The 13261-nt window shown below is 68.1% G+C and carries 14 protein-coding genes; 8 read left to right on the top strand and 6 right to left on the bottom strand.

Annotated elements, in window-relative coordinates; all coding sequences use genetic code 11:
• Positions 1 to 11 precede the first annotated feature (11 nt).
• The 4 genes from GJG85_RS22560 to GJG85_RS22545 all read right to left on the bottom strand — a co-directional run bounded on the left by GJG85_RS22560 (position 12) and on the right by GJG85_RS22545 (position 5543).
• Complete coding sequence (locus tag GJG85_RS22560) at positions 12 to 1265, bottom strand: M20/M25/M40 family metallo-hydrolase (protein WP_050012311.1); 1254 nt, start codon at positions 1263 to 1265, stop codon at positions 12 to 14.
• A 79-nt stretch (positions 1266 to 1344) separates the two neighbouring features.
• Positions 1345 to 3057, bottom strand: a complete 1713-nt coding sequence (locus GJG85_RS22555) for a M36 family metallopeptidase (protein WP_204384434.1) — start codon at positions 3055 to 3057, stop codon at positions 1345 to 1347.
• A 477-nt stretch (positions 3058 to 3534) separates the two neighbouring features.
• The gene (locus GJG85_RS22550) at positions 3535 to 4479 is read right to left on the bottom strand and encodes a GlxA family transcriptional regulator (RefSeq protein ID WP_050012313.1); all 945 of its coding nucleotides are present in this window, start codon (positions 4477 to 4479) and stop codon (positions 3535 to 3537) included.
• 101 nt (positions 4480 to 4580) lie between these two features.
• Positions 4581 to 5543, bottom strand: a complete 963-nt coding sequence (locus GJG85_RS22545) for a helix-turn-helix domain-containing protein (RefSeq protein ID WP_089489630.1) — start codon at positions 5541 to 5543, stop codon at positions 4581 to 4583.
• A gap of 241 nt (positions 5544 to 5784) precedes the next feature.
• On the opposite strand from GJG85_RS22545, the gene GJG85_RS22540 reads away from it, so the two are divergent.
• The 7 genes from GJG85_RS22540 to GJG85_RS22510 are packed head-to-tail and all read left to right on the top strand — an operon-like array spanning position 5785 to position 11302.
• On the top strand, positions 5785 to 6942 hold the full coding sequence (locus tag GJG85_RS22540) for an amine dehydrogenase large subunit (RefSeq protein WP_176016344.1): 1158 nt from the start codon (positions 5785 to 5787) through the stop codon (positions 6940 to 6942).
• A gap of 7 nt (positions 6943 to 6949) precedes the next feature.
• Positions 6950 to 7504: a MauE/DoxX family redox-associated membrane protein gene (locus GJG85_RS22535; RefSeq protein ID WP_050012316.1), complete on the top strand. Its 555-nt coding sequence runs from the start codon at positions 6950 to 6952 to the stop codon at positions 7502 to 7504.
• The gene (gene mauD / locus GJG85_RS22530) at positions 7501 to 8136 is read left to right on the top strand and encodes a methylamine dehydrogenase accessory protein MauD (protein WP_050012317.1); all 636 of its coding nucleotides are present in this window, start codon (positions 7501 to 7503) and stop codon (positions 8134 to 8136) included. Before GJG85_RS22535 ends, mauD begins: the two co-directional genes overlap by 4 nt.
• A gap of 39 nt (positions 8137 to 8175) precedes the next feature.
• The gene (locus GJG85_RS22525) at positions 8176 to 8730 is read left to right on the top strand and encodes a methylamine dehydrogenase light chain (RefSeq protein ID WP_050012318.1); all 555 of its coding nucleotides are present in this window, start codon (positions 8176 to 8178) and stop codon (positions 8728 to 8730) included.
• Entirely contained in the window at positions 8727 to 9227 is a 501-nt protein-coding gene (locus tag GJG85_RS22520; RefSeq protein WP_204384433.1) for a cytochrome c, read from the top strand. The genes GJG85_RS22525 and GJG85_RS22520 overlap by 4 nt, the downstream gene beginning before the upstream one ends.
• On the top strand, positions 9224 to 9763 hold the full coding sequence (locus GJG85_RS22515) for a cytochrome c (RefSeq protein WP_050012320.1): 540 nt from the start codon (positions 9224 to 9226) through the stop codon (positions 9761 to 9763). The genes GJG85_RS22520 and GJG85_RS22515 overlap by 4 nt, the downstream gene beginning before the upstream one ends.
• 33 nt (positions 9764 to 9796) lie before the next feature.
• The gene (locus tag GJG85_RS22510) at positions 9797 to 11302 is read left to right on the top strand and encodes an aldehyde dehydrogenase family protein (RefSeq protein WP_089489627.1); all 1506 of its coding nucleotides are present in this window, start codon (positions 9797 to 9799) and stop codon (positions 11300 to 11302) included.
• Positions 11303 to 11355: 53 nt separating this feature from the next.
• Here the strand turns inward: GJG85_RS22510 and GJG85_RS22505 are convergent, their stop codons facing one another.
• Positions 11356 to 11799: a DMT family transporter gene (locus tag GJG85_RS22505; protein WP_050012447.1), complete on the bottom strand. Its 444-nt coding sequence runs from the start codon at positions 11797 to 11799 to the stop codon at positions 11356 to 11358.
• A gap of 121 nt (positions 11800 to 11920) precedes the next feature.
• Between GJG85_RS22505 and GJG85_RS22500 the strand changes: the two genes are divergently transcribed.
• Positions 11921 to 12802: a LysR family transcriptional regulator gene (locus GJG85_RS22500; RefSeq protein ID WP_124555550.1), complete on the top strand. Its 882-nt coding sequence runs from the start codon at positions 11921 to 11923 to the stop codon at positions 12800 to 12802.
• A 35-nt stretch (positions 12803 to 12837) separates the two neighbouring features.
• On the opposite strand, the gene GJG85_RS22495 is transcribed toward GJG85_RS22500, so the two are convergent.
• Positions 12838 to 13005 (bottom strand): hypothetical protein, encoded by a 168-nt coding sequence (locus GJG85_RS22495; RefSeq protein WP_160300498.1) that lies wholly within the window; start codon positions 13003 to 13005, stop codon positions 12838 to 12840.
• Positions 13006 to 13261 lie beyond the last annotated feature (256 nt).

Genomic DNA, 13261 nt, shown 5'->3' with positions numbered 1-13261 from the left:
GCAACGCACGCTCAGCGCTTGATCGTCGCGCCGGCAATGCCGCCGAGATCGACCGCATAGGCGAGCGCGAGCTTGCCGAACTTCAGCGCATGGTTCGCCTGTCGATCCGAGTTTTCCAGCGTGTCGTTCACCGTGTGGATGTATGGGCTGTCGTTCTGGTCGGCTTCGAACGGGAACGATGCCGGGTACCCCTGCGCATTCCACGACGCATGATCCGAGCACGCATAGCCGCACTGCGACGTGCCGATCGCGAGCTCCGGCAGGTAGGTCGCCGCCAGGTTCTTCACATAGGTGTTCTGCGCGGCGTTCGTGTAGTCGGTGATCAGGTAGATGTCCTTCGGATCGCCCTTGTAGTTCGTCATGTCGAGCTGCAGCACGCCGACCACGTTCGCATTCTGCGTGCGGAACTGCTTCGCGATCGCCTTCGAGCCGAGCAGGCCGGCTTCCTCGGCCGCATACCCGACGAACTTGATGGTCCGTTTCGGCCTGTAGTTGTTCGCGAGCAGCACGCGCAGCGCCTCGGTCAGGCTGGCGATGCCCGACGCGTCGTCGTCGGCGCCGGGCGAGCGCGAGTTCTCCGTCGTGCGGCCGACGGTCGAATCGAGGTGGCCGCCGAGCACGACCGTGCCCGCGGCCGGATCGCTGCCGCGGATCGTCAGGATCACGGATTTCTGCGGAAAGCCCGTGTGCGCGAACTGTTCGACGGTGATGTCGGCGCGTGAGCCCGCCAGCTGCTTCCACTGCAGCGCGAGCCAGTCGGACGCGGCGACGCCGTGCGACGTCGTGTAGTAGCGGTTCGTGAAGCCGGACAGCGACGTGATCGTGCCGACGATGTTGCTCGCTTGCAGTTGCTGGACCCACGTGCCGATCTGCGGCACGTTGGACACCGTGTACGCGGGGGCGGCGGCCTGTTTCGCGAGCGTCGCCGGTAACGGCTGCAGCGCCTGCCGCGCGTCGTCGAACGAATCGTGCACGACGTAGCCGGGCCCGTGGCCGCGCGTGTGGTGGACGGCGTGGGCCAGCTCGCCGAGCCGGGCATCGTCGATCTCGACGACGTGAACGGTTTCGCGGCGCGCGGCGCCGTCGGCCGCCTTGCCGGCGTCGACGGTCGTGCTGTACCGCGCGGTTGCGGACGCATCGATGCGTTGAAGCTGGCGGAACGCGGTGTCGCCGAGCGTGATCCAGACGGGTGTCGCGTGCGCGGCGGCGCTCAGCAGCATGCCGCCCAGCGCGGCGCTCAGGCGGGTTGGTGTCAGAGTGGGCATGTTCGATCTCGTGAGGATGGCGATGTCGATGAAGGGAGCGCGCCGCAGGTCGTGCGACGCGCGCCCGCCTGCGGCGGTATTACGACTTCTGCGGAACGGTCACGCCGTACGTGCAGCTCTTGTTGTACGCGTTGCCGATCGCGGTGAGCTGCGCGCTGCTGTAGCCGAGCGCGGAGGCAGCCGTCAGCACGGCCTGCGCGGCGGCCTTCTGGTTGGTCGAGCTGTTGGTCATCGACAGCCCCTTCAGGAACGCCTTGTCCATCGCCTGCGCGCCGATCGCGTCGCGCGCGACGAGGTTGCACGACGCCCAGTACTGGCCGGCCGTGTGGATCTCCGCGCCGCGCGCCTGCGCGTAGGTGCGCCCGACGTTCCAGTTGGTCACGCGGCCGCCCCAGAACTCGTTGTGACCGTCCCAGTTGTAGACCCAGTGATACTGCGCATCCGACGGGCTCCACTGGTTGAAGTCGCGGCTGTACGCGGCGGCGAGATAGTCGCCGGTGCCTTCCGACAAGCCTTCCTGTTGCGACAGGCCGCCGTTGGTGACCCAGTCGTGGATGCCGTGGCCGAGTTCGTGGATCACGACGTCCGCGTCTTCCGCGTCGTCGACGCCGCCTTGCCCGAACGTCAGCCGGCCGCTGCTCGACGAATACGACGAGTTGTCGTCGCCCGATTCGCCGTGCGGGTCGTACTGCACGCCGCCCGTGTACTGGTACGGCAGCGCCTTGATGCCGAGCGTCTGGTTCACGTAGCGCAGGAACGTGTCGATGTGGTAGTACACGTTCACGGCCTCGAAATACAGGTTGCCGCGCGTGAACTCGAACGCGGGCGTGGACTGCGACGGGCAGGCCTTGTCGAGCGGCGCATCGAAATCGATGCACGACGCGTACGGGCCCGTCAGCGTGTAGCGCGTGCCCGACTGCGCGAGATCCTTCAGCGTCACGCGCACGCGCGCGGCCGCGAGCTGCGTCGAATCGGCGTCGTTGCTGTCCTTGTAGCCGGTGCTGCCGTAGCTGCTTTTCGTCGGCGACAGCGGATCGGGGCGGAACACGAAGCCGGTGCCGTCGGTCGCGTAGAACGCCTTGTCCTCCGCGCGCAGCACTTCGCCGCTTGCCGAGTCGATCAGCAGTTCCCAGTCGCCTTTCGGGCCGTCCTGCGGACGGCCGCGCACCTTCCACGCGGCGTGCGTGCCGGCCTTGTCGACGAACGCGACGAGCTGCGCGTCGAGATGCGTGAAGCCGCTCACGCCGAGATACGCGCGGGCGCGGTCGAGCGCCTGCTGCTGGTCGACGGCCTGCGACTTGCGCGTCGTCGCGACCACGCCGTTGATCGTGTTGCTCGCGACGTACAGGATGCGGCCGTCCTTCGCGACGGTCACCGCGATGTCGCTGCCGTACACGGGCAGCCCGGCGGCCTGCTGCTGCAGGCGCACGACGGTGAAGTCGGCGTCGTTGCGCTCCGACGTGACGACGAGGCTCGCGAGCGCGGCCGCGTCGAGCCCGAGCTGCGCCGCCTGCGACGCGACGAAGTCGCGCGCGGTGGCGGCGGGCGTCGCGGCAGCTTTCTTGACGCGATAGGCCGGGTTGTACAGCGTGACGGCGACGCCGTCCGCGCGGAATTGCCCGGCGGCCGTGTCGGCCTTCGCGGCCGGCGGCGCGACGCCGCGCGTCAGGCTTTCGCGCAGGCTCGCGGCCTGCGGATTCGGCACTTTCGTATCGGCCTGGGTGCCGCCGACGATGCCGAAACCGAGCACGAGACCCAGGGCGAGCGGCAATGCTTTGCGTGATGTCTGCATACGTGATCCTCATCTCAACGGTTGGACACGCCCGCGCGCTCGTGGCGAGCAGGCACGACACGGCCCGCGCGCCGGTTCGATGGGACCGGTGCGGCGAAGCGGTGTGGGAATGTCGACTGACTAAGGAGCTCTAAATGTCAGGTCGAAAAGAAGCGGGCAGGCGAAGCGGAGAAGAAGCGAACGGCAGGCAGGTGCGGCGACGGCGAATCGAGCATCGTCATGTCATACCCCTCGGATCGATCGTGATATCGGTGGGCAGCCTGCGTGGCACGACGCGCGCGAGATGAAGCAGGCGTATCGTTAGGCTGCCTATCTAACTTTTTTTGGTATGTTACAGAATATTTTCAACGACATTCCAGATTATTTTCGACGACCGCTTCGGTTCGTCGACCAGTTGCCGACATTGTTCAGCGAACGGACGGAAACGCCGCCGGAACGCGCAATACCGCGCCGGATTGTGATCAAAAGCCGAGACGATCAGCGCGTCGCCCGCCGGTCGCTGCGCGGGCTCATTCCGAATCGTGCGCGATAGGTGCGCGAGAAATGCGACGGCGATTCGAAGCCGCACGCGACGCACACCGACGTGATGCTCATGTCGGTCTGCTGCAGCAGTTCGCGTGCGCGATCGAGGCGCAGGTTCAGGTAGAAGTGCGTCGGCGTGTCGTTCAGCGTCGCGCTGAACAGCCGTTCGAGCTGGCGCCGCGTGATCGACACCTCCTGCGCGAGCGCGTCGGAGCCGAGCGGGTTCTCCATGTGCCGCTGCATCGTGCCGATCACCTGGATCAGCTTGCGGTTGTGCACGCCGTAGCGCGCGGCGATCTCGAGCCGCTGGCTGTCCGAGCGCTGCCGGATGCGGCTGACGACGAACTGCTCGGAGATTGCGGCCGCGAGATCGGCGCCGTGCCGGCGGCCGATCAGGTCGAGCATCATGTCGATCGACGCGGTGCCGCCCGCGCACGTGATGCGCCGGTCGTCGATCTCGAACAGCTCCTGCGTCGCGTTCAGGCCGGGATAGCGCTCGCGGAACGCGGCCAGCGCTTCCCAGTGCAGCGTGAGCGATTGCGACGCGTCGAACAGCCCGGCCTCCGCGAGCACGAAGCTGCCCGTATCGATGCCGCCGAGCGTGGCGCCGTGCCGGTGCTGGCGGCGCAGCCAGTCGCCGAGCGTGCGCGTGTAGCACACGAGCGGATCGAAGCCGGCGACGACGAACACCGTATCGACCTGCGGGACGTCCGCGCACGCGGCTTCGGCGGCGACCGGAATGCCGTTGCTCGCGGCGACGGGCGCGCCGTCCGCGCTGATCACGTGCCAGCGATACAGCTCGGTGCGAAAGCGGTTCGCGACGCGCAGCGGCTCGACCGCGGACATGAAGCCGAGCGCGGAGAAGCCGGGCAGCAGCAGGAAGTGGAAATCCTCGGGCATCGGGGCGTGGGGTGGAAGCAGGGGGGCGCTGCGCACCGCGCGGGCCGGCGCGCAGTGCGCCGAACGTTCAAGCCGGGATTATCGCGGTTTTTTGCCGGCGCTCAGCGCGTTTTTGCACCACTCACCGTGCGGCGCGCCGTCGTCGACGGCAATTCGCCGAATTGGGCCTTGTACGCGTTCGCGAAATGCCCGAGATGCATGAAGCCCCAGCGTGCGGCCGCTTCGCTGATCGGCAGGTCCGATTGCCGCGTGTCGAGCAGCAGGCGTCGGACCTGCGCGAGGCGCAGCGCGCGCGTGTAGTTGAGCGGGCTCGTCTGGACGACCGACTGAAAGCTGTTCTGCATCGTGCGCCGGCTCACGCGCAGTTGCGTGCACAGGCTCAGGATGTCGACGGGCGCTTCCGGGTGCTCGATCACGTAGTCGTGCACGCGGCGCACGATGTCGGCGTGACAGGCATGCGTGAGCCGGTTCGACGGCTCGGGCATCCGGTACGTGAGGAGATCGACGAGCACGTTGCCGACGTCGGCGCGCAGCGCGTGTTGCGCGGGCGCCGCGTCGAACGCATCGGGCGCCGACAGCACGCGTTCGAGCAGCGTCGCGAGCTGCATGCTCGCACGGTCGCGCGCGGCGACCGGCACCTCGACGACGCCGCGCCGCAGCGCGCGTGCGTCCAGCCGCACGTCGGCCGCATCCTCGATCTGCTGCATCAATTCGGGTTCGACAACCACGCCGATCAGCGACATGTCGTCGGGTGAATGGAGTTCGAACGGCGCGCCGCCGCGCGCCATCACGATCGTGCCGCGCTCGAGGCGCGCATCGCCGAACGCGAAGGTGCCCGAGCCGGTGAGCGGCATGCCGAACACCGTATGGCCGTGCGGCAAACATCCGCGCTGGATGATGCGCACGTTCGCCGCTTCCTGGAACAGTTGCGCGCCGTCGAACACCGCGTTTTTGACCGCGCTGCGATACGCGCCGGACCCGATCTGGTCGTAACGCTGATTCCAGCCGCGCAGCGCCTCGGCATGTCGGTCTGCGTCGTCGAACCTCTGATGAAACGCGAGCACGGCCCCTCCGGCGATCGTTCGAACCGCGCAAGATTAAACCGACCGAATAGTCGGCGCAATACGGGGCAGCGCTATTCCGTGTGCATGTTTCAGAGGGTCGGAAGGGGCGGTACAGCGAGGCTTTCACGCGCATTTCCAATATCCCGAATCGGCACGTACGCGTTGCCGGTCCGGGTGCTGACGGGATTTATTGTCGAACTACAGTCGCCCCACATAACGTGAATTCCCCACTGGAGGCGGCATGAGGACAAGGCGACGAACCGCGGCGCTCGCGGCGACGCTGGCGTTGGCGGCGGCATCGGCCGGCAGCGCGAACGCGACGGAAAAACCCGAAGAGCTGGTCGTGCAGAAGATGCCGCCGTGGCATCCGCACGAGGTCTATGTCGTCGACATCTCGATGCCGTCGATGACCGACGGGCGCATCCACGTGTACGACGCGGATGCGAAGAAGCTGCTCGGCCAGATCGACGGCGGCTTCGCCCCCGGCTTCGCGATCTCGCCCGACCGCAAGACGAGCTTCGTCGCGACGACCTATTTCTCGCGCGGCTCGCACGGCACGCGCACCGACGTCGTCGAGATGATCGACAACACGACGCTCGATCACGCGGGCGAGATCGTGATTCCGGCGAAGCACGGGCAACATGTGCCGTCGCCGTACAACACCGCGTTCAGCGCCGACGGCAAGCGGCTGTACGTCGCGAACGTCACGCCGGCCGCGTCGGTGACGGTGATCGACGCCGTCTCGAAGCAGGTGCTGTCGGAGATCGACATGGCTGCGTGCGTGCTCGCGTATCCGTCGGGCAACGACCGCTTCACCGCGCTGTGCGAAAGCGGCAAGGCGCTGACCGTCACGCTCGACGCGAACGGCAAGGAAACGAAGCGCACGATGTCGGACGCGTTCATCGACGTCGACAAGGATCCGGCGTTCGTGAACGCGTCGCGGTACAACGACGGCTATCTGTTCACCACGTACGGCGGCACCGTGCGCAGCGCCGATTTCAGCGGCGACAAGCCGGCGTTCGGCACGCCGTGGCCACTGCTGACGGACGCCGAGCGCGCCGAAGGCTGGCGTCCGGGCGGCCTGCAGCAGACGGCCGTGCACGCGAAGCAGCACCGTTACTACGTGCTGATGCACAAGGGCGCCGACGGCTCGCACAAGGATCCCGGCACGCAGGTGTGGGTGTACGACCTGAAGACGAAGCAGCGCGTTGCGCGCTGGGATCTCGCGCAGCTGAAGGTCGAGCCGCTCGTGTCGATCCAGATCAGCGAGGACGACAAGCCGCTGTTCTACGGGCTGACGGCGACCTCCGATCTCGTCGTGATGGACGCGCGTACCGGCACGCTGCGGCACGTCGAGAAGCAGATCGGCAATACGTCGTCGCTGCTCGTCAACCCGTGAGGCCGCGATGACCGTCGATCCCGTACTCGCCACCAGCGCGCAGGCCGGCGCGGCCGCCGTCGTGCTGCTCGGCGCCTTCGCGAAGATGCGCCGCCCCGCCGCGTTTCGCCACGCGCTCGCCGGCTACCGGCTGCTGTCCGATGCGCTGACCGCGCCCGTCGCGTTCGCGATTCCGCTCGCGGAAGTCGTCGCCGCCGTGGCGCTGCTGTTTCCCGACACGCGCGCGGCCGGCGCGACCGGCCTGATCGCGTTGCTCCTGGCGTTCGCGGCCGGCCTCGCGATCAACCTGCTGCGCGGCCACACCGACATCGACTGCGGCTGTTCCGGCTTCACCGCCGCCCGTGCGGACGCGCCGCGCGGCATCGGCTGGCTCCATGTCGGCCGCGTGCTGTTGCTCGTCGCGCTGGCCGCGACCGCGTTCGTCGAGCCGGGCACGCGCGCCGTCGTGTGGTTCGACTACCTGACGCTGTTCTTCTCCGTGCTGCTGATCGTCTGCGCGCTGCTTACCGTCGACGTGCTGCTCGCCAACGTCCCGCGCCTTTCTCATCTGAGGAATTCATGATGCAAACCGCTCTTACCGTTTCCACCGCCCTGTTGTGGGTGGCCGTCCTCGCGCTCGGCGCGATCTGCCTCGCGCTGGTGCGCCAGATCGGCATCCTGTACGAACGCATCATGCCGGCCGGCGCGCTGATGATCGACAAGGGGCCGGCGGTCGGCACGATCGCGCCGACGTTCGAACTGACCGACCTTCGCGGCTCGCACGTGAAAGTCGGCGGCATCGATGCAGCGGGCAAGGCGACGCTGCTGTTCTTCCTGTCGCCGACGTGCCCGGTCTGCAAGAAGCTGCTGCCGCTGCTGCCGTCGCTGCAGGCCAGCGAGGCGACGCCGGTGAACATCGTGCTCGCGAGCGACGGCGATGCCGACGAACATGCGCGCTTCGCGCGAAAGCACGACCTCGGGCGCTTCCCGTACGTGCTGTCGCAGGAGCTCGGCCTTGCGTACCAGATCGGCAAGCTGCCGTATGCGGTGCTGCTCGACGAAACGGGCGCCGTGCGCGCGAAGGGGCTCGTCAACACGCGCGAGCACCTCGAGAGCCTGTTCGAGGCGAAGGAGCGCGGCGTCGCGTCGCTGCAGCAGTTCGTGCACGGCGATCACAGCCACGATGCGCACGACGCGCACGCGCAGCACGCATGACCGGCCGGACCTTTTTCAACGTCATTGGAGAACGACGACATGGGCGTGTTTGATTCATGGTTCGAGCGGTCGGCGCGCGGCGTCGCGCAGCATAGTTCGCGGCGCAGCGCGATGGCGAAGCTCGGCAAGGTGCTGGTGGGGTCGGCGCTGCTGCCGCTGCTGCCCGTCGATCGCACCGCGTATGCGGCCGATGCGGCATCCGGGGCATCGGCGGCGCCGGGTGCATCCGGTGCCGCCGCGGCGGGCGCGAGCGACGACCCGACGAGCTGCGACTACTGGAAATACTGCGCGATCGACGGCTGGCTTTGCAGCTGCTGCGGCGGCACGTCGAGCAGTTGCCCGCCGGGCACGACGCCGTCGCCGATCACGTGGATCGGCACCTGCCGCAATCCGCACGACGGTTCGGACTACATCGTGTCGTACAACGACTGCTGCGGCAAGACCTCGTGCGGCAAGTGCTTCTGCAACCGCAACGAGCGCGAGAAGCCGCTGTACAAGCTGTCGCTGAACAACGACATCAACTGGTGCATGGCGAACGGTAATTCGAATTACCACTGTTCGGTTTCGGTTCTGCTAGGGGCGGCTAAGCAATGAAAGTGAAGCAGGCAGGAAGGATCGTCGTTGCATGCATGGCGGCCGTGGGGACCTTCGCATTACCCGGCGCGGCCGGCGCACAGGATGCCGTGCATCACCCGGCCGGAAAAAGCCTGTTCGACGCACAGTGCGCGGTGTGTCATCAGGCGGGCGGAAAAGGGCAGGACGGGCTGGCGCCGCCGCTGACCGAGTACCCGGGCAAGTACGCGGCGGCGGAAGCCGGCCGGGCGCAGCTGATCGCGACGCTGCTGCACGGCATGTTCGGCGAGATCGAGGTGCACGACAAGCGCTACAACTTCAAGATGCCGTCGTTCGCCAGCGCGAGCGACGACGACATCGCGCACGTGCTGAACTACGTCGTGTTCGACCTCAACGCGCAGCACGGCGACGCGAAGCCGTTCACCGCGGCCGATATCCGCGCGGCGCGCGCGAAGCAGATGGACGGCACGGCCGTGCACGCGCAGCGCGCGGTGGTGATCAAGGGGCTCGGCCTGTGAACGGCGTGCGCGCGTCCGTGCACGGCACGCGGTGCGCGTCGTCGTCATCGCGGTTCGGCGGCCTGCCGCGTCGCCTGTCGTGCTGGCTGCTGCTGTCGGGCGCCGCGGCCTGCGCGTTCGTCGTGTCCGCACCCGCACAGGCCGACGGCGCGGCCGATGCCGCGCTTGCCCGGCAACACTGGGTGCTCAACTGCATGGGTTGCCATACGGCGACGGGCGGCGGCATTCCCGGCAAGGTGCCGCCGCTCGCGAATTCGCTCGGCTATTTCACGCATCTGCCGGCCGGGCGCGAGTACGTGATGCGCGTGCCCGGTGCGTCTAACTCGGCGCTGTCGGATCGGGAGCTGGCCGACGTGCTGAACTGGGTGCTCACGACGATGAACCGCGACGCGCTGCCGCGCGACTTCAAGCCGTATACGGCCGCCGAAGTCGCCGCGCATCGCCGCCCCGCGCTGTCCGACGTCGCGACCGTGCGCACCGGGCTCGTCCGCGCGTTGCAGGCGCGCGGGATCGACGGCGTCACGGAGCGCTACTGACCGACTCACTCAACGAATCAGGGAAACAGGAACATGGAGACGAACGAAACCTTTGCGCTGCTCGACGCGACGCGTGCGTTTCTCGCGAAGCCGAAGAAGATGCTGATCGGCGCCGAATGGAGCGACGCCGCGTCGGGCCGCCAGCTCGATGTCGTGAACCCGGCCGACGGCGCCGTGATCGCGCACGTGCCCGAAGCCGACGAGCGCGACGTGCAGCAGGCGGTCGCCGCCGCGCGCCGTGCATTCGATGCTGGCCCGTGGCGCACCGCGAAGACCACCGACCGCGAGCGCCTGATGCTCGTGCTCGCCGACCTGATCGAAGCGAACGCGCGCGAGCTGGCCGAGATCGAATCGCTCGACAACGGCAAGCCGGTGACGGTCGCGCAGGGGCTCGACGTCGCGATGGCCGCGCAGTGCTTCCGCTACATGGCCGGCTGGGCGACGAAGATCGAAGGCAGCGTGATCGACGCCGGCATGCCGTACCTGCCGGACAGCGAAATTTTCGCTTATACGCGCAAGGAACCCGTCGGCGTGGTCGGTGCGATCATCCCGTGGAATTTTCCGTTGCTGATGGCCGCGTGGAAAATCGCGCCGGCGCTCGCGACGGGCTGCACCGTCGTGCTGAAGCCTGCCGAAGACACGCCGCTGAGCGCCTTGCGGCTGGGCGAGCTGATCCAGGCGGCCGGCTTCCCGGACGGCGTCGTCAATATCGTCACCGGCTACGGTCACACGGCCGGCGCGGCGTTGTCGCGCGATCCGCGCATCGACAAGATCGCGTTTACCGGGTCGACGCAGACGGGCAAGACGATCGGCCACGTGGCGCTCGACAACATGACGCGGATGTCGCTGGAACTCGGCGGCAAGTCGCCGGTGATCGTGCTGCCCGACGTCGATCTCGACAAGGCCGCGCAGGGCGTGGCGAACGCGATCTTCTTCAACCAGGGGCAGGTGTGCACGGCCGGCTCGCGCGCGTACATCCACGCGAAAGTGTTCGACGGCGTGATCGAGCGCGTCGCGAAGCTCGCCGCGAGCCTGAAGATCGGCCCGGGGATGGACCCGGCGACGCAGATCGGCCCGCTCGTGTCGGCGAAGCAGCGCGAGCGCGTGTGCGGTTACATCGACTCGGGGTTCGGCGAGGGCGCGCGCGCGGCGGCGGGCGGCCGCGCGCTCGACGGCCCCGGCTTCTTCGTCGAACCGACGGTGCTGGTCGATACGACGCAGGCGATGCGCGTGGTGCGCGAGGAAATCTTCGGGCCGGTGCTCGTCGCGATGCCGTTCGACGACGTCGATACGGCCGTGCAGCTCGCGAACGACACGCCGTACGGGCTCGGCGCAAGCATCTGGTCGAACGATCTTGCGGCGATCCACAAGCTGATCCCGCGTATTGCCGCGGGCACCGTGTGGGTCAACTGCCATTCGCTGCTCGACAACGCGTTGCCGTTCGGCGGGATGAAGCAGTCGGGCTTCGGCCGCGAACTCGGCCGCGCGGTGATCGACCAGTACACGGAGAGCAAGTCGGTGATGATGAACTACGCGTGAGCGTCGCGGCGCGTGCGTGCGCGGCCGGCATATCGGCCACGCACGCGCCGCCGTCACGCGCGGATCAGCACGACCCCGACGATGAGGCACGCCGCGCCGGCGATGCGGATCGCGCTCGCCGAATGCTGCGGGATGCCGAGCACGCCGAAGTGGTCGAACACGAGCGCGCCGGTCATCTGCCCGACGACGATCAGCGCGAGCGTCGTCGCCGCGCCCAATCGCGGCACCATCAGGATCGCGACGCCGACGAATACCGCGCCGAAGAATCCGCCCGTCCAGCTGAACCACGACCCGGCGCCGGACAACGTGCCGCTCACGCGCGGGTGAGGCGACAGCAGCGCGACCGCCAGCATCGCGGCGAGGCCGACGACGTAGCTGACCGACCCGGCCCACCACGGTGAACCGATCTGCGTGCGCAGGTTCGCGTTGAGCACCTGCTGCAACGCCACGCTGATGCCGGCCGCCACGACCAGCAAATAAGAGAGGACGGTAGTCACGAAGATGAACGCTCCGAAAGCGTGGCCGCCACGGTGGTGCGGGCACGGAAGGCTTTCATTCTGCGCAGCGCGCCGGTATAACACAAATATCGAATCTGGCGCTCATCCATCTCGTTTCGGCATGCCATCACTCCGGCAAATCCAGTATTTCCTGACCGTGGCGGACCTCGGCGGCTTCACGCCGGCCGCGGGTGCGCTCCATGTCGCGCAGTCGGCGCTCAGCCGGCAGATCGGCCAGCTCGAGGACGAACTCGGGTTCCTGCTGTTCGACCGCGAACCGAGAGGCGTGCGGCTCACGCCGGCCGGCGCGCTCTACCGCGAACGCGTGGCGTCGATCCCGGCCACGCTGATGGCGGCCGCCGACGAAGGCGCGCAGTTCTCGCGCGGGGAGGCCGGCGTGCTGCGGCTGCTGCATTCCAGTACCGTGCCCGTCAGCAGCCTGATGCCGGATCTCGACCGCTTCATGCGCGATTGTCCGGGCGCGCGCATCGATCTCGACCGCGCGTCGTCCGAGGATCAGGTGACGGACATCGCGAACGGCCAGGCCGATGTCGGGATCGTCCGGTTGCCGGTGCTGCGGCGCGATGCACGCGTGCGTTTCGTCGAGCTGGCGGCCGAACGCCTGTGCGTGGCGGTGCCGGCCGATCATCCGCTCGCGCACCGCAAGCGCGTCGCGATCGCGCGGTTGCGGCGCGAGCCGTTCGTCTCGGCCGTGTATCGGGAGCGGGGCGGCCTCGCGCGCGTCGTGATCGATCTGTGCCTGAAGCGCGGATTCGTGCCGTCGGCCGCGCGGATCGTGTCGCCGAAGACGTCGATGCTGAATCTCGTCGCGGCCGGCCACGGCGTGGCGATCGTGCCGGCGCGGATGGCGAGCATCGGGATCGACGGCGTCGTGTTCGTGCCGATTTCGGACGAGGATGCGAGATCGGTGTGCGCGCTGGTGTTGCCGATCGAGCCTACGGTGCTCGCGGACGCGTTCGTGCGGGTGGTGACGGCGGGCTGAACGCGCCGCATCGCCACCGGGCCCGACGTCGATATTCAGACGCGGTACCCCGCATCGTGCATCAACCGGCGCGACGCGTCTCCGCGCGGGCCTTCCGCATCGAATTGCGCACGAAGTTTCGCATCGGCGCTGCGCATCACGCGGCGGCGCATGGGCACGACGAGGGCGACGAGGGCGACGACGAAGAAAGCGGCAAGCATCATGGTGTTCCTTGGCGGAAAGACCGGAGACGGACATCGCGACGGCCGGCCGTGTCCGTCCGCATCCGTTCGAGCGACGCGCAACGGCCGGACGATACGAGTCGGCACGGCAACGGGCAGGCCGCGCGCGATCGCTCGGCGACTCCCAGCATAGGGCCGGCCCACGGCCTCCGGCGACCTGTCGGAAATCCGTCAGCAAGGCCATGGCGGAATCGAAAGGTGCGCGCCGCATCCGGGCAATCCCGCCGCTCCCCGGAGA

It is taken from the genome of Burkholderia sp. MS389 (assembly GCF_016899425.1).
GTDB classification, from domain to species: Bacteria; Pseudomonadota; Gammaproteobacteria; order Burkholderiales; family Burkholderiaceae; genus Burkholderia; species Burkholderia sola.
The sequence above is the reverse complement of the archived record's forward strand: the minus strand, read 5'-3'. Positions and strand labels throughout refer to the sequence as shown.